Source organism: Pseudomonas sp. ICMP22404, assembly GCF_006227205.1.
Classification (GTDB): domain Bacteria; phylum Pseudomonadota; class Gammaproteobacteria; order Pseudomonadales; family Pseudomonadaceae; genus Aquipseudomonas.
Window position 1 is genome coordinate 352,763 of the sequence record NZ_VCNG01000001.1, and the last position, 15,050, is coordinate 367,812.

The 15,050-nt window shown below is 61.4% G+C and carries 14 protein-coding genes; 9 read left to right on the top strand and 5 right to left on the bottom strand.

The features are described 5' to 3' along the window. The first annotated feature begins 4 nt into the window (after positions 1 to 4). The 4 genes from FGE05_RS01635 to ppx all read left to right on the top strand — a co-directional run bounded on the left by FGE05_RS01635 (position 5) and on the right by ppx (position 3,682). Positions 5 to 685 (top strand): amino acid ABC transporter permease, encoded by a 681-nt coding sequence (locus tag FGE05_RS01635; RefSeq protein WP_053190602.1) that lies wholly within the window; start codon positions 5 to 7, stop codon positions 683 to 685. Beyond that, entirely contained in the window at positions 682 to 1,332 is a 651-nt protein-coding gene (locus tag FGE05_RS01640; RefSeq protein ID WP_139641034.1) for an amino acid ABC transporter permease, read from the top strand. Before FGE05_RS01635 ends, FGE05_RS01640 begins: the two co-directional genes overlap by 4 nt. Beyond that, positions 1,319 to 2,053 carry an amino acid ABC transporter ATP-binding protein gene (locus tag FGE05_RS01645; protein WP_139641036.1) on the top strand — a complete coding sequence of 245 codons (735 nt, stop codon included), beginning with the start codon at positions 1,319 to 1,321 and terminating at the stop codon, positions 2,051 to 2,053. The genes FGE05_RS01640 and FGE05_RS01645 overlap by 14 nt, the downstream gene beginning before the upstream one ends. Positions 2,054 to 2,179: 126 nt before the next feature. Further along, positions 2,180 to 3,682, top strand: coding sequence for an exopolyphosphatase (gene ppx, locus FGE05_RS01650; RefSeq protein WP_139641038.1), 1,503 nt, complete (start codon positions 2,180 to 2,182; stop codon positions 3,680 to 3,682). 73 nt (positions 3,683 to 3,755) lie between these two features. On the opposite strand, the gene ppk1 is transcribed toward ppx, so the two are convergent. Both ppk1 and hemB read right to left on the bottom strand, forming a co-directional pair. Next, positions 3,756 to 5,975 carry a polyphosphate kinase 1 gene (ppk1, locus tag FGE05_RS01655; protein WP_139641040.1) on the bottom strand — a complete coding sequence of 740 codons (2,220 nt, stop codon included), beginning with the start codon at positions 5,973 to 5,975 and terminating at the stop codon, positions 3,756 to 3,758. Between the two features lie 17 nt (positions 5,976 to 5,992). Further along, positions 5,993 to 7,006 carry a porphobilinogen synthase gene (hemB, locus tag FGE05_RS01660; protein WP_139641042.1) on the bottom strand — a complete coding sequence of 338 codons (1,014 nt, stop codon included), beginning with the start codon at positions 7,004 to 7,006 and terminating at the stop codon, positions 5,993 to 5,995. A 203-nt stretch (positions 7,007 to 7,209) separates the two neighbouring features. On the opposite strand from hemB, the gene FGE05_RS01665 reads away from it, so the two are divergent. Further along, positions 7,210 to 7,863, top strand: coding sequence for a DedA family protein (locus tag FGE05_RS01665; RefSeq protein WP_139641045.1), 654 nt, complete (start codon positions 7,210 to 7,212; stop codon positions 7,861 to 7,863). On the opposite strand, the gene FGE05_RS01670 is transcribed toward FGE05_RS01665, so the two are convergent. Then, positions 7,814 to 9,049, bottom strand: a complete 1,236-nt coding sequence (locus FGE05_RS01670; protein WP_139641047.1) for a sterol desaturase family protein — start codon at positions 9,047 to 9,049, stop codon at positions 7,814 to 7,816. The genes FGE05_RS01665 and FGE05_RS01670 overlap by 50 nt on opposite strands. 113 nt (positions 9,050 to 9,162) lie before the next feature. On the opposite strand from FGE05_RS01670, the gene elbB reads away from it, so the two are divergent. Further along, complete coding sequence (gene elbB, locus FGE05_RS01675; RefSeq protein WP_139641049.1) at positions 9,163 to 9,831, top strand: isoprenoid biosynthesis glyoxalase ElbB; 669 nt, start codon at positions 9,163 to 9,165, stop codon at positions 9,829 to 9,831. A gap of 116 nt (positions 9,832 to 9,947) precedes the next feature. Here the strand turns inward: elbB and FGE05_RS01680 are convergent, their stop codons facing one another. Then, positions 9,948 to 10,409, bottom strand: coding sequence for a YaiI/YqxD family protein (locus tag FGE05_RS01680; RefSeq protein ID WP_139641051.1), 462 nt, complete (start codon positions 10,407 to 10,409; stop codon positions 9,948 to 9,950). After that, the gene (locus tag FGE05_RS01685; RefSeq protein ID WP_139641053.1) at positions 10,409 to 12,307 is read right to left on the bottom strand and encodes an FTR1 family protein; all 1,899 of its coding nucleotides are present in this window, start codon (positions 12,305 to 12,307) and stop codon (positions 10,409 to 10,411) included. The genes FGE05_RS01680 and FGE05_RS01685 overlap by 1 nt, the downstream gene beginning before the upstream one ends. A gap of 312 nt (positions 12,308 to 12,619) precedes the next feature. On the opposite strand from FGE05_RS01685, the gene FGE05_RS01690 reads away from it, so the two are divergent. Genes FGE05_RS01690 through lpoB form a run of 3 tightly spaced genes read left to right on the top strand, consistent with a single transcriptional unit; the run spans position 12,620 to position 15,049 of the window. Beyond that, on the top strand, positions 12,620 to 14,017 hold the full coding sequence (locus FGE05_RS01690; protein ID WP_139641055.1) for a COG3014 family protein: 1,398 nt from the start codon (positions 12,620 to 12,622) through the stop codon (positions 14,015 to 14,017). An 18-nt stretch (positions 14,018 to 14,035) separates the two neighbouring features. After that, the gene (locus FGE05_RS01695; protein WP_139641057.1) at positions 14,036 to 14,407 is read left to right on the top strand and encodes a YcfL family protein; all 372 of its coding nucleotides are present in this window, start codon (positions 14,036 to 14,038) and stop codon (positions 14,405 to 14,407) included. Between the two features lie 54 nt (positions 14,408 to 14,461). Continuing rightward, positions 14,462 to 15,049: a penicillin-binding protein activator LpoB gene (gene lpoB / locus FGE05_RS01700; RefSeq protein WP_139641058.1), complete on the top strand. Its 588-nt coding sequence runs from the start codon at positions 14,462 to 14,464 to the stop codon at positions 15,047 to 15,049. Position 15,050 lies beyond the last annotated feature (1 nt).

Consider the following 15,050-nt stretch of genomic DNA (forward strand, 5'->3'; position numbering starts at 1 on the left):
GAGCATGGCTTATCAGTTCGATTTTCTGCCGGTGATGCAAAACACCGAGCTACTGTTGCGCGGTGCGCTGTTCACCCTGGAACTGACGGCCATCGGCGCGGTGCTCGGGGTTGGCCTGGGCATCGTCGGTGCCGTGGTGCGGGCCTGGAAGATCCGCCCGTTCGCGGCGATATTCGGGGTGTATGTGGAGCTGATCCGCAATACGCCGTTCCTGGTGCAGCTGTTTTTCATCTTCTTCGGCCTGCCGTCCCTGGGCGTGCAGATTTCCGAATGGCAGGCGGCGGTACTGGCCATGGTGATCAACCTCGGCGCCTACTCCACCGAAATCATTCGTGCCGGCATCCAGGCTGTCCCCCACGGGCAGCTGGAAGCCGCCGCAGCCCTGGCGATGAGTCGCTTCGAGGCCTTTCGCCACGTGGTGCTGCTGCCGGCGCTGGGCAAGGTCTGGCCGGCCCTGAGCAGCCAGATCATCATCGTGATGCTCGGCTCGGCGGTCTGCTCGCAGATTGCCACCGAAGAATTGAGCTTTGCCGCGAACTTCATCCAGTCGCGCAACTTCCGCGCCTTTGAAACCTATGCACTGACCACGCTGATCTATCTGTGCATGGCGCTGTTGATCCGCCAGTTACTGAACTGGGTGGGTCGTCGCTGCCTGTACAAGAGCAGCGCCAGGAGCGACCAATGAGTGACTTCACTTTCTGGGACGTGGTGCGCAACCTGCTCACGGGCCTGCAATGGACCCTGGCACTGTCGCTGGTGGCGTTTATCGGTGGCGGCGTGATCGGCTTGCTGGTCATGGTGATGCGCATCGCCAAAGGCCCCCTGCCCCGCCATGTCGCCCGTACCTACATCGAGCTGTTCCAGGGCACGCCGCTGTTGATGCAGCTTTTCCTGGTGTTCTTTGGGGTGGCCCTGGCCGGGGTGGAGATTTCGCCGTGGATGGCCGCAGCCATCGCCCTGACGCTGTTTACCAGCGCCTATCTGGCGGAGATCTGGCGCGGTTGCGTCGAAGCGATCCCCAATGGCCAATGGGAGGCATCCTCGAGCCTGGCGCTGAACCGGCTGGAGCAGTTGCGCTACGTAATCCTGCCCCAAGCCCTGCGCATCGCCGTGGCACCCACCGTGGGCTTCTCGGTGCAAGTGGTCAAGGGCACCGCCGTCACGTCGATCATCGGCTTTACCGAACTGACCAAGACCGGCGGCATGCTTGCCAACGCCACGTTCGAACCCTTCATGGTCTATGGCCTGGTTGCCCTGGGCTACTTCCTCCTCTGCTACCCCCTGTCCCTCAGTGCGCGCTACCTGGAAAGGAGACTGCATGCCTCTGCTTAGAATTTCCGCCCTGCATAAATACTACGGCGATCATCACGTGCTCAAAGGCATCGACCTCACCGTCGAAGAAGGCCAGGTGGTCGCGATCATCGGCCGCAGCGGCTCGGGCAAGTCCACCTTGCTGCGCACGCTCAATGGCCTGGAGTCGATCAACGATGGCGTGATCGAAGTGGACGGCGAGTACCTCGATGCCGCTCGCGCCGATCTGCGCAGCCTGCGGCAGAAAGTCGGGATGGTGTTCCAGCAGTTCAACCTCTTCCCACACCTGACCGTTGGCGAAAACGTGATGCTCGCGCCTCAGGTTGTACAAAAAGTATCCAAGGCTAAAGCGATCGAACTGGCGCGACAGATGCTGGAGCGGGTCGGGCTCGGTGAAAAATTCGACGCCTTCCCGGACCGTCTGTCCGGCGGTCAGCAGCAACGTGTGGCGATTGCCCGGGCCCTGGCGATGTCTCCCAAGGTATTGCTCTGCGACGAGATCACCTCGGCCCTGGACCCGGAGCTGGTCAATGAAGTGCTCGGCGTGGTGCGGCAACTGGCCAAGGAAGGCATGACGCTGATCATGGTCACCCACGAAATGCGTTTCGCCCGCGAGGTGGGGGACAAACTGGTGTTCATGCACCAGGGCAAGGTGCATGAGGTGGGGGATCCCAAGGTGTTGTTCGCCGCTCCGAAGACGGCCGAACTGGCGAATTTTATCGGAATGGTCGAGCCTGCCTGATCCACGCTGCCAAGGGCGCTTCCTCGCCACGAGGACCCGCGCTGGCTCAAGGGTTTGGTTCAGGCGCGTTGGCGTAAGCGGTTGATCGTGGCAGGATGGCAGGGTTATCGACCGAGACTTTCCGACATGCCGCCATCCCAAGCCAAGAATCTGTCCCTGATCGCTGCCATTGACCTGGGCTCCAACAGCTTCCACATGGTTGTCGCCAAGGCCCAGAACGGGGAAATCCGCATTCTTGAGCGACTCGGTGAAAAGGTCCAGCTGGCCGCCGGCATCGATGAAGAGCGCAAACTGAGCGAAGAGTCCATCCAACGCGGGCTCGATTGCCTCAAGCGATTCGCCCAACTGATCAACGGCATGCCTCTGGGCGCCGTACGGATTGTCGGCACCAACGCCCTGCGCGAGGCGCGCAACCGTGGCGAGTTCATCCGCCGCGCCGAAGAGATCCTCGGCCATCCGGTGGAAGTCATCTCCGGCCGGGAAGAGGCCCGCCTGATCTATCTCGGCGTCTCCCACACCCTGGCCGATACACCCGGCAAGCGGCTGGTGGCGGACATCGGCGGCGGCAGTACCGAATTCATCATCGGCCAGCGCTTCGAGCCGCTGTTGCGCGAAAGCCTGCAGATGGGCTGCGTCAGCTACACCCAGCGCTATTTCCGCGACGGCAAGATCACGCCGGCCCGCTACGCCCAGGCCTATACCGCGGCGCGGCTGGAAATCATGAGCATCGAGCATGCCTTGCACCGCCTGACCTGGGATGAAGCCATCGGCTCCTCAGGCACCATTCGCGCCATCGGCCTGGCCCTCAAGGCCGGCGGCTATGGCAGTGGCGAGGTCAACGCCGAGGGCCTGGCTTGGCTCAAGCGCAAGGTGTTCAAACTCGGCGAATCGGACAAGATCGATTTCGAAGGCATCAAACCTGACCGTCGGGCGATTTTCCCGGCGGGCCTGGCGATTCTCGAAGCCATTTTCGACGCCCTCGAGCTGCAACGCATGGACCACTGCGAAGGCGCCCTGCGCGAAGGTGTGCTGTACGACCTGCTGGGACGCCATCACCACGAAGACGTTCGCGAACGCACCCTGGGCTCGCTCATGGAGCGCTATCACGTCGATCAGGAACAGGCCGTGCGGGTCGAGCGCAAGGCGCTGCATGCCTTCGACCAGGTGGCCGACGACTGGGACCTCAACGACGGGGTCTGGCGCGAATTGCTCGGCTGGGCCGCCAAGGTCCATGAAGTGGGCCTGGACATCGCCCACTATCACTACCACAAGCACGGCGCCTACCTGATCGAGCATTCGGACCTGGCGGGCTTCTCCCGGGAAGACCAGCAGATGCTCGCGCTGTTGGTGCGCGGCCACCGACGCAACATCCCCAAGGATAAGTTTGCCGAATTCGGCGACGAAGGCATCAAGCTGATTCGCCTGTGCGTGCTGCTACGGTTCGCGATCCTGTTCCACCACATCCGCGGTACCCAGCAAATGCCCCAGGTGGCCTTGCACGCCGACGGCGATCAACTTGACGTGATATTTCCCGACGGCTGGCTGGAAGAAAACCAACTGACCCAGGCCGACTTTGCCCAGGAAGCGGAATGGCTGACCCGGGTCGGGATTGTGCTGAATATCCACTGATCGGACAGCAACAGAGATCTTTTGTGGTGAGGGGATTTATCCCCTCGCCACAAAAAGCTGAGCTCGCCGTTCCTTAATTGACCGCCAACACCGGGCTGCTCAGGCGATCCAGCAACGTCGCCTGGGCGCTGCGCGGGTTCTGGTTGCCGGTCGGCGTGTTGCGGATGTAACGGCCGTCCGACTGCAAGCTCCAGCTGTGAGTGTTGTCGGTCAGATAGCTTTCCAACTCCTTCTTCACCCGCAGGATCAGCTTCTTGCCCTCCACCGGGAAGCAGGTCTCGACGCGCTTGTCGAGGTTGCGCTCCATCCAGTCGGCGCTGGACAGGAACATCTGCTCTTCGCCGCCGTTGAGGAAGTAGAACACCCGAGTGTGCTCCAGGAAGCGTCCGATGATCGAACGCACGTGGATGTTATGGGAAACTCCTGGGATACCCGGCCGCAGGCAGCACATGCCCCGGACCACCAGGTCGATGCGCACGCCTGATTGGCTGGCCTTGTACAGCGCGCGGATGATCTTCGGATCGGTCAGCGAGTTGAATTTGGCAATGATGTGCGCCGGTTTGCCATCCAGGGCAAATTGGGTCTCCCGGGCGATCATGTCGAGCATGCCCTTTTTCAGGGTGAACGGCGCATGCAACAGTTTCTTCATGCGCAGCGTCTTGCCCATGCCGATCAACTGGCTGAACAGCTTGCCGACGTCTTCGCACAAGGCATCGTCGGAAGTCAGGAGACTGTAGTCGGTATACAGGCGGGCGTTGGCAGCGTGGTAGTTGCCCGTGCCCAGGTGAGCATAACGTACGATCTCGCCGGCCTCACGCCGCAGGATGAGCATCATCTTGGCGTGGGTCTTGAAACCGACCACACCATAGATCACCACCGCACCGGCCGCTTGCAGACGGCTTGCCAGTTGCAGGTTGGACTCCTCATCGAAACGCGCGCGCAACTCGATCACCGCCGTGACTTCCTTGCCGTTTCGCGCCGCATCCACCAGGGCGTCGACGATTTCCGAGTTGGCGCCGCTGCGGTACAGGGTCTGGCGCACCGCCAGGACGTGAGGGTCCTTGGCGGCCTGGCGCAGCAGGTCGACCACCGGCGTGAACGACTCGAACGGGTGCAGCAACAGGATGTCCTGCTTGCTGATTACGTTGAAAATGTTCTCGCTGTTCTGGAGCAGCTTCGGGATCTGCGGCGTGAACGGCGAATATTGCAGCTCCGGATGACTGTCCAGGCCGGTAATGCTGAAGAGCCGGGTCAGGTTGACCGGACCATTGACCTGATACAGCTCGGTCTCATGCAGGTTGAACTGCTTGAGCAGGTAATCGGACAGGTGTTTCGGGCAAGTGTCGGCCACTTCCAGGCGCACCGCGTCGCCGTAGCGACGGGAGAACAGCTCGCCGCGAAGGGCGCGGGCCAGGTCTTCAACGTCCTCGGTGTCCACCGACAAATCGGCGTTACGCGTCAGGCGGAACTGGTAGCACCCCTTCACCTTCATGCCCTGGAACAGGTCATCGGCGTGAGCGTGGATCATCGACGACAGGAACACATAGTTGTCGCCAGGGCCGCCAACGTCTTCCGGCACACGGATGATGCGCGGCAACAGGCGTGGCGCGGGGATGATCGCCAGACCGGAATCGCGGCCGAAGGCGTCGATGCCTTCCAGCTCGACGATGAAGTTCAGGCTCTTGTTGACCAGCAGCGGGAACGGATGCGTCGGGTCGAGGCCGATCGGCGTGATGATCGGCGCGATCTCGTCGCGGAAATAGCGGCGCACCCAGGTCTTGAGTTTGGTGGTCCAGTAGCGGCGACGGATGAAGCGGACCTGATGCTTTTCCAGTTCCGGCAACAGGATGTCGTTGAGGATCGCGTATTGGCGGTCGACGTGACCGTGGACCAGCTCGCTGATGCGCGCCAGGGCCTGGTGGGGTTGCAGGCCATCGGCACCGGCTTGTTCACGGGCGAAGGTGATCTGTTTCTTCAGGCCGGCGACGCGAATTTCGAAGAACTCATCCAGGTTGCTGGAGAAGATCAGCAGGAACTTCAACCGCTCCAACAAAGGGTAGGACTCATCCAGCGCCTGCTCCAGTACGCGGATGTTGAACTGCAGTTGCGACAACTCGCGATGGATGTACAGGCTGCTGTCATCCAGGTTGGGAATCGCAATCGCCGGGGCCGGGGCGGGCTCGGCGGCAGCCACCGGGGGAGCGGGCTCCAGCTCCGGTGGTGTTTCAGCGATTTGCTCGACCACGGGTTGAGCGTCTTTTACGGCAACTTCAGAGAGTCCTTCGGTATTCATCGCAAGTTCCTGGGAGGCTATTTCTGCTCTCGTAACAATTGGGCGGCGCGCACGGCAAAGTAAGTCAGGATCCCATCAGCGCCCGCGCGCTTGAAAGCGGTGAGGGACTCGAGAATGACCCCTTCGCTCAACCAGCCGTTCTGGATCGCCGCCATGTGCATGGCGTACTCGCCGCTGACCTGATAAACAAAGGTCGGCACTTTGAATTCGTCTTTGACCCGGCAAAGGATGTCGAGATAAGGCATGCCCGGCTTGACCATGACCATATCTGCCCCTTCTGACAAGTCGGCCGCCACTTCGTGCAAGGCTTCCTGACTGTTGGCCGGGTCCATCTGATAAGAGGCCTTGTTGGCCTTGCCCAGGTTCAGGGCCGAGCCGACCGCATCGCGGAACGGGCCGTAATAGGCACTGGCGTATTTTGCCGAGTAGGCCATGATCCGTACGTTGACGTGTCCGGCCACCTCGAGGGCTTCGCGGATCGCCTGGATACGACCGTCCATCATGTCCGACGGCGCCACTACCTGGGCACCGGCCTCGGCATGGGACAGCGCTTGCTTGACCAAGGCGTCGACGGTGATGTCGTTCTGCACATAGCCGTCTTCGTCGAGGATGCCATCCTGCCCGTGGGTGGTGAACGGATCCAGCGCCACGTCGGTGATCACCCCCAAATCCGGGAAGCGTGCCCGCAGGGCGCGGGTCGCGCGCTGGGCAATGCCATCCGGGTTCCAGGCTTCGGCAGCGTCCAGGGACTTGAGCCCCGGCGGCGTCACCGGGAACAGCGCCAGCGCCGGAATGCCCAGTTCCACCCATTGGGCGGCTTCTTCGAGCAGCAGGTCGATGGTCAGGCGTTCCACCCCGGGCATCGATGCCACCGCTTCGCGCCGGTTCTCACCGTCGAGCACGAACACCGGCAGGATCAGGTCGTCGGTGGTCAACACGTTCTCACGCACTAGCCGACGAGAGAACTCATCACGGCGATTGCGACGCAGACGGGTAGCAGGGAACAGACGATTGGCGGGGGTAAAGCTCACGGCAGACTCCTGAGCCCACTAACGGGCGAGCGTGACAGTTATAAGCGGCCATTATGACCAACATATGACAGTTATGTGCACCTGTGACCTGTCGTCGCAGTTATTGTGGTTGTAGGAAATGTTCACGTCGAGACACATTTCGACACTTTCCTGAATGTGCCCGAAGGGTTAGGCTGCGCGTTCATTTCGCCAGCACCCAGACAATGCTCCAGCAATTTCTACATGACTTCGGCTATCTGGCCCTTTTTATCGGCACGTTCTTCGAAGGCGAAACCATCCTCGTGCTCGCAGGTTTCCTGGCGTTCCGTGGCTACATGGACATCAATCTCGTAGTGGTCGTGGCATTCTGCGGCAGCTACGCAGGTGATCAGCTGTGGTATTTCCTGGGACGCAAGCACGGGCGCAAGCTGCTGGCGCGCAAGCCTCGCTGGCAACTGATGGGCGATCGCGCGCTGGAGCACATCCGCAAGCATCCGGACATCTGGGTCCTGAGCTTTCGCTTCGTCTATGGCTTGCGTACGGTGATGCCGGTGGCGATCGGCCTGTCAGGCTATCCGCCGGGGCGTTACCTGCTGCTCAACGGCATTGGCGCGGCGATCTGGGCGACCGCACTGGCCGCCGCCGCCTATCACTTCGGCGCCGTGCTCGAAGGCATGCTGGGCAGTATCAAGAAATATGAATTGTGGGTACTCGGCGCGTTGCTGTTGCTGGGCTTGTGCCTGTGGTTGCGTCGACGCATCAAGAATGCGCGACTGGCGAAAAAAGTCCTCGAAGCCGAACGGCTTGAGCGCGCCACCGCTGGCAAACCTACGACACCAACCGAGCAAACCGGTTGCGACAGTAATAGAGTCCCATGAGGCTGAGCAGGCTGTAGCTGAGCAAGCCGACCCAGGCCACGGGGCCGTCCGGCCACAATCCGGCCAGCGGCGCCAGCCATACCAGCGGCAGGTTCGAGGCCAGCCGCAACAGCTCCAGCCTCAGCGCCCACGGGCGATTCTCCAGGGCCACGCCCAATACGAACAGACCGAACGCCACCGCGCCCCATCCCAGCAACAAGGCGGCGATGGGCAGGCTGTTCTCCAGGTTCATCAAATAACTGCCCAACGCGATGTAGAAGCAGAACTGCAGCGCCACGTAGCCCTGCTGGCGTCCGTCCAGCGGCACTTCGAATTTGCGGAAACGGCTCAGGTCCGGTTTGTTCAGTGGGTATCTCACCGCCACGTCTGCCGGTCGCCACCCCGTGGGCATGAACCAGATCCGCACCTTGTCCCACCAGTGTCCGGCCCGTCGGGCATCCGTCCACAACTGCACATAGAACTGCACGTTGGCCCACAACGGATTCCAACTCGCCAGCGGCGTGGTGACGCCAAAAATCAGCGGCTCGCGGTCGTCTTCCTCCTGGAAGGTGCCGAACAGACGGTCCCAAATAATGAACACCCCGCCATAGTTGCGATCCATGTAGAGAGGGTTCTGCGCATGGTGAGCACGATGATTGGACGGCGTGACGAAGCACCACTCCAGCCAGCCCAGCTTGGGAATGTGCTGGGTGTGTACCCAGAACTGGTACAGCAGGTTCAGCGCCGCAACGCTGACGAACACCGTCAGCGGCACGCCCAGCACCGCCAGCGGCAGGTAGAACACCCAACTCAACAGGAACCCGGTACTGGTCTGGCGCAGCGCCGTGGAGAGGTTGTAGTCCTCGCTCTGGTGATGCACCGAATGAGCCGCCCAGAGGATGTTGCGCTCATGGCCCATGCGATGCAGCCAGTAGTAGCAGAAGTCATAGAACACGAAGGCAAACGCCCAGACCCAGGCCTGGTCGGCAGGCAACCGGACAAGAGCAAGGTGTTCCAAGGCAAAGGCGTAACTCACCAGCCCCACACCCTTGGTCAGCAGGCCCGTGGTGGTCGACAACACACCAGTGCTCAGGCTGTTGATCGCATCGGCCAGGCGGTAATGACTCTCACCGCGCCGGCGATCGGCCAGCAGCTCGACAGCGATCAGCACGAAGAAGAACGGCACGGCATACAAAATGAAATTCATGCTGCGATCCGGGCAGGAGATAGTCGGCAGATTAGGTTTAGCCGCCGGATAACCCTATGGCAACGAGTGACAAATTAGTGGACATTTAACGCCATGAATCTGGAGAAAAACCCATGAGCAAAAAAGTTGCAGTGATCCTTTCCGGCTGTGGCGTGTACGACGGCGCCGAGATCCACGAAAGCGTGATCACCCTGCTGCGCCTGGACCAACGCGGCGCGCAGGTCCAGTGCTTCGCCCCCAACATTGCCCAACTGCATGTGATCAATCACCTGACCGGTGAAGAAATGCCCGAAAGCCGCAACGTGCTGGTGGAGTCGGCGCGGATCGCCCGCGGTAACGTGAAGGACTTGCGCGACGCCAGGGTCGAGGATTTCGACGCCCTGATCGTACCTGGCGGTTTCGGTTCGGCGAAGAACCTCTCCAACTTCGCCGTCGAAGGCGCGGATTGCACCGTCCAACCCGAACTCCTGGCGTTGACCGAAGCCTTCGCCGAGGCCGGCAAGCCGGTGGGCCTGATCTGTATTTCCCCGGCCCTGGCGGCGAAAATCTATGGCCCTGGCGTGACCTGCACCATCGGCACGGATGTCGATACCGCTGCCGCCGTGACCAAAATGGGCGGCACTCACGAAGATTGCGCCGTCACCGACATCGTTGAAGACCGCGCGCGCAGGTTGGTCAGCACCCCGGCCTACATGCTGGCGCAGAACATCAGCGAAGCGGCCTCGGGGATCAACAAACTGGTGGATCGGATACTCGAGCTCACCCACGAAAACGATGCCTGAGCAACACCCAGCCAATGTGGGAGCGAGCCTGCTCGCGATAGCGTCGGTTCAGTTGATACTTTGGTTAGCTGACACACCGCCATCGCGAGCAGGCTCGCTCCCACAAATGAACAGTGTCAGGCTCCAGACATCCGGCTCAAGCGCGTGAGGATCCGATCCAACGCATTGGCGAACCCTTGCTTGTCCCGCTCGCTATAGGCCGCAGGACCGCCACCCATCTGGCCCTGCTCACGCAAATCGGTGAACAGGTTGCGCACCGCCAGCCGGTCCCCCATGTTCTGCGCGTTGAACTCCTTGCCGCGCGGGTCCAGGGCGGCGACCCCCTTCTTCACCAACCGGTCGGCCAGGGGGACGTCGCTGCAGATCACCAGCTCACCCGGGCCCGCGTGCTCCACCAGATAGTCGTCCGCCGCGTCAGGGCCGCTGGGGACCACGATCAACTTGACGCAGGCCAGGCTTGGCTTGATCTGCGGTTGCCCGGCCACCAGCACCACCTCGAACTGGCGCTTCAAGGCGAACTTGACCACCAGCTCCTTCGCTGCCTTGGGACAGGCGTCGGCGTCGATCCAGACACGCATCAGGACACCTGCACCCTGCGCTTCTCCGCCACCCAACTGCGACCATACAGCACGACAATCGCCAGGATCGCGATCACTTGAGCAGTCAGCGAATAAGCATCGGCGTGAATACCCAGCCAATCGAAATCGAAGAACGCCACCGGACGGGTGCCAAAGATCCCGGCTTCCTGCAGGGCCTTCACGCCATGTCCGGCGAAGACCACCGACAGCGCGCACAACAACGCGGCGTTGATGCTGAAGAACAGCGCCAATGGCAGTCGTGCCGACCCGCGCAGAATCACCCAGGCCAGTCCTACCAGCAGCACCAGCGCTGTAGCGCCACCGGCCAGCACGGCGTTATGCCCGGCGGGACCGGCTTGCAGCCACAGGGTTTCGTAGAACAGGATCACTTCGAACAGTTCGCGATAGACCGAGAAGAACGCCAGGACGGCGAAGCCGAAACGGCCACCACCACCGACCAGGCTGCTCTTGATGTAATCCTGCCAGGCCGCCGCGTGACGGCGGTCGTGCATCCACACCCCCAACCACAACACCATCACACTGGCGAACAACGCTGTCGCACCTTCAAGCAATTCACGCTGGGAACCGCTCACGTCGATCACATAGGCAGCCAGACCCCAGGTCGCCAGACCGGCCAGCAGCGCCAGGCCCCAACCCGCGTTGACGCTGCGAACCGCCGACTCCTGGCCGGTGTTGCGCAGGAAGGCCAGGATCGCCGCCAGCACCAGGATCGCTTCCAGTCCTTCGCGCAACAGGATCAGTAACCCCGAGATGTAACTCAGCGACCAGCTCAGACCATCCCCGCCCAGCAGCCCCGCCGAGGCCTTCAGCTTGGCCTTGGCCGCATTCAGACGCTGTTCGGCCTGCTCCACCGGCAAGCCGTCCTGCAGGGACTGACGGTAAGCCATCAGGGCCTTTTCAGTGTCCTTGCGCACAACGGCATCGACGTTATCCAACGAGCTTTCCACCAGCTCGAAGCCTTCCAGGTACGCCGCTACCGACAAGTCATAGGCCTGGTCGTGATCACCGGCACGATAGGCCGCGATGCTCTTGTCCAGGGTGGCGGCGGTGTAGTCGAGCAACTGCGCCGGGCCACGCTGTACCTGCGGCGGCTGGGCACGCTGGGCGCGGAACGTTGCGGCCGTAGCGGGGCCCTGGGCCGCCAGCACTTCAGCCGGGGTCTGGCGGGCCAGATCGGCAAGGTTGAAGGTCTGTTCGCTTTTGGCCGCTGCCGGGTCGACACTGAAACCGGCGATGTAGGTGGCCAGGTCCCACCGCTGACGCTCATCGAGCTGATCGGCGAAGGCCGGCATGTCGGTCCCTTCGATGCCCATGCCGAGGGTGTTGTAGATCGCGTAGAGGCTCAGGTGATCGAGACGTTGACCGTCGCGCAGATTGGAAGGCGCCGGCACCAGACCGACACCGGCAGGGCCGTCGCCGGCGCCGCTGTCACCGTGGCACACCGAACAGTTCTGGGCATACAGCGGCGCACCGCGGGTCGGGTCCGGAGTAATGACCGGCGCCTGGCTGACTTCATAGGCCACCGCCAGCTTCGCCCCCAATTGGCGCGCCAGGCGGGCGACATCACCGCCGTCCTGATGCTGGGTGATCGCTTGGCGCAAGGCAGCGATGCCCTGTGTGAGCTCAGCCTTTTCCGGCTTGGCCGGCAGCGCAACGATCAGCCCTTCCAGCACCTGGGTGAATTCCAACTGCTCGCGATACTCGGACTCGTCGATGACCTTGCCCGCTTCGACGGTCTCCGGGTAATCCGCCCCGATGTAATCCAGCAAGTGCAGCGCCTGGGGAGCGCCTTCAACGGTGTTGGCCAGCAATGGATTGCTGCACAGGGCAAGCAGCGGCAGTGCAAGCCAGGCCAGAAAACGAAGCGAGGCAATCATGAATGACTCTCAATTGGAAATAAGAAGTAACACATTGTTCACTTACACGGACTTTGGCTCAAGAGCGAATGTGCTGTGGTCGCGCATTTTCATCGGATTTTCATGCTTTGGAAGTGATGTCACAAAAACAGCGCTTCGAGATTAAAAAGCCATTACATAGCGAACGGCCATGTCTATAATCGCGCCGCCTTCTTATAAGAACTTGGCATAAAAGCTCCTCCGGTTATGAGGAACCGATAGCGTCCCGACGCCGTCCGTGGATCGACCCAGCCCGACCCGCTCACCTGGCTGTTACTCAGGGAAGAAATGTTCATGGCCTCCCGTGCCGTTTTTTCGATCGCCCTCGGTGCGATCACCTTGCTGTCCGGCTGCTCGGTTTTTCGCAACTACGACAGTGAACTGACCCAGACCAATCAACAGCTGGCGTCCGGCAACGTCGACGCTGCATTGACCCTGCTGGACAAGAACAACACCAGTCAAGACCGGGATCTGCTGTATTACTTTGAAAAAGGTGAGCTGCTACGGGCCAAAGGCGATCTGTCCGGCAGCCAGGCGGCCTGGACCAGCGCCGACCGGCAAGTCGGCCAGTGGGAAGATGCGGTCAAGCTCGATACCGCCAAGTACGTGGCGCAGTTCGGCAGTTTCCTGGTCAACGATAAGGTCCGGCGCTACGAGGGCTACGATTACGAAAAGGTCATGCTGACCACGCAGATGGCCCTGAATCTGCTGGCCGTAAATGACTTCGACGGTGCCCGGACCCAGATCAAGAAGACCCACGAGCGCGAAGCGGTGATTGCCGATTTGCGGGACAAGGAATACCTCAAGCGCGAGGAAGAGGCTGAGCAGCAAGGGGTCAAGACCGAGTACAAAGACCTCCAGGGTTACCCGGTGGCCAGCCTCGACGCTCCGGAAGTGGTGGGTCTGAAAAACAGCTACCAGAGCGCGTTCAGCCACTATCTGGCCGGTTTCGTCTACGAAGCCCTGGGGGAAAAAGACCTGGCCGCACCGGGTTATCGCAAGGCTGCCGAGCTGCGTCCCAACACCCCCTTGTTGGAACAGGCACTGCTCAACCTGGACAAGCCTGCCGCCAAGGACGATGACAGCGACATCCTGATCGTGGTGCAAAGCGGCCTGGCGCCGTCCCGTGACTCGATCCGCATCCCCCTGCCCTTGCCTATCAGCGGCCACCTCGTGATCACGCCGCTGTCGTTCCCGGTGATCAAGCCCGACACCTCCACCGCCACCTTCGCCCAGATCGGCGTCGATGGCCGCCAGATGGATCTGACCCAGCTCAACAGCATCACTGCCATGTCCCGCCGCGCCCTTCGCGACGACATGCCCGGCATCATCCTGCGCACCACCGTGCGAGCCGTCACCCGTGGCGTGGCGCAAAAGCAGATCAACGATACCAATCCGTTGGCCGGCCTGGCCGTGGGCCTCACCTCGGCCGTGCTCGAAGGCGCCGATACCCGGACCTGGCGCACCCTGCCGGATTACACCCAGGTGGTGCGCCTGCGTCTGAAGAAAGGCGAGCACCAGGTCACCCTGCCCAACGCGGTAGGCGGCTCGGTGGTCAAGGTGGTCGTCGACCAGCGCTACCAGGTGGTGACTCTGCGGGCCGTGGGCAATCAGGTCTTTACCGGTGGCCTAGCCGCCCGAGTGACGCCGAATGCTAATCCGACCGCCGTCGCCAGCCTCAAACAACCTTAAGAACGGAGTCTTGTTCACATGCGTTTAAAACTGATCGCCGTCGGCGCTCTGGCCTTGCTGGCCGGCTGCACCACCCCGCCCCCCCCTGCGCCGGGCAGCGCCGCGAGCAAGGTCGTGGCGATGGGCAAGACAAAGAATATCGTGGTCGGTGCCATGCGCGTGGCCCGGGAAAACGGCTACATGACCGTCAATGTGCAGTTGAGCAACACCAGCTACAACAACCAGACGATGTACTACCGCTTTGCCTGGCTGGGGCCTGAAGGCTTTCCGATTGCCGAAGAGGAAACCTGGAAAAGCCTGACACTGTATGGCGAACAAACCAGCTTCCTGCCGGCCATCGCGCCGACACCCAAGGCCGTGGACTTCCGGTTGGAAATCAATACGCCTTGAGCCTGATGACCGACATCTCGCGTTAACCCTTTTTCAGCTTTAGAGAGCGCTTCCATGTTCACACGCGTTGCATTCATCACCCTCGCCGTCCTGCTGGTCAGCGGCTGCGCCAACAACTCCCCGGTACTGGGCAACAAGAACATTACCTACGGCGACACCAAGGCCGTGGAAACCGTGACCAACGAGTTCGGCTCAACCGACCTGCAGATGATCGCCGAGTCCATGACCCGCTCCCTGGCCCAGTCCGGCATCCTGCACGGTCGCCCGGTGGTTCAGGTCTACGACGTGAAGAACAAGACCAGCGAGTACATCGACACCCGCGAAATCACCACCAGCATCAAGACCCAACTGATGAAAACCGGCGCGGCACGTTTTGCCAGCGACAACAATGCCATGGACAGCCAGGTCGACCAGCTCAAGCTGCAGAACCAGAGCGGCCTGTACAAGAAGAGCACCGTGGCCAAGACCGGCAACATGATCGCCGCCAAATACCGCCTCGAGGGCTCTATCAGCTCGATCGTCAAGCGCAGCAGCGACTACAAGGACGTCTTCTACAAATTCAGCCTGCAATTGATCGACGTCGAAAGCGGTCTGGCCGAGTGGATGGACGAAAAAGAAATCCGCAAGACCACGGAGCGCTAAG

Excerpts from the sequence above, each read along its gene's own strand:
- ppk1 (WP_139641040.1), bottom strand. The coding sequence starts at position 5,975 with ATGAATACCGAAGGACTCTCTGAAGTTGCCGTAAAAGACGCTCAACCC.
- FGE05_RS01680 (WP_139641051.1), bottom strand. The coding sequence starts at position 10,409 with ATGCGTGTCTGGATCGACGCCGACGCCTGTCCCAAGGCAGCGAAGGAG.
- FGE05_RS01695 (WP_139641057.1), top strand. The coding sequence starts at position 14,036 with ATGCGTTTAAAACTGATCGCCGTCGGCGCTCTGGCCTTGCTGGCCGGC.
- FGE05_RS01640 (WP_139641034.1), top strand. The coding sequence starts at position 682 with ATGAGTGACTTCACTTTCTGGGACGTGGTGCGCAACCTGCTCACGGGC.
- FGE05_RS01670 (WP_139641047.1), bottom strand. The coding sequence starts at position 9,049 with ATGAATTTCATTTTGTATGCCGTGCCGTTCTTCTTCGTGCTGATCGCT.
- elbB (WP_139641049.1), top strand. The coding sequence starts at position 9,163 with ATGAGCAAAAAAGTTGCAGTGATCCTTTCCGGCTGTGGCGTGTACGAC.
- FGE05_RS01665 (WP_139641045.1), top strand. The coding sequence starts at position 7,210 with ATGCTCCAGCAATTTCTACATGACTTCGGCTATCTGGCCCTTTTTATC.
- FGE05_RS01635 (WP_053190602.1), top strand. The coding sequence starts at position 5 with ATGGCTTATCAGTTCGATTTTCTGCCGGTGATGCAAAACACCGAGCTA.
- FGE05_RS01690 (WP_139641055.1), top strand. The coding sequence starts at position 12,620 with ATGGCCTCCCGTGCCGTTTTTTCGATCGCCCTCGGTGCGATCACCTTG.
- lpoB (WP_139641058.1), top strand. The coding sequence starts at position 14,462 with ATGTTCACACGCGTTGCATTCATCACCCTCGCCGTCCTGCTGGTCAGC.
- FGE05_RS01685 (WP_139641053.1), bottom strand. The coding sequence starts at position 12,307 with ATGATTGCCTCGCTTCGTTTTCTGGCCTGGCTTGCACTGCCGCTGCTT.
- FGE05_RS01645 (WP_139641036.1), top strand. The coding sequence starts at position 1,319 with ATGCCTCTGCTTAGAATTTCCGCCCTGCATAAATACTACGGCGATCAT.
- ppx (WP_139641038.1), top strand. The coding sequence starts at position 2,180 with ATGCCGCCATCCCAAGCCAAGAATCTGTCCCTGATCGCTGCCATTGAC.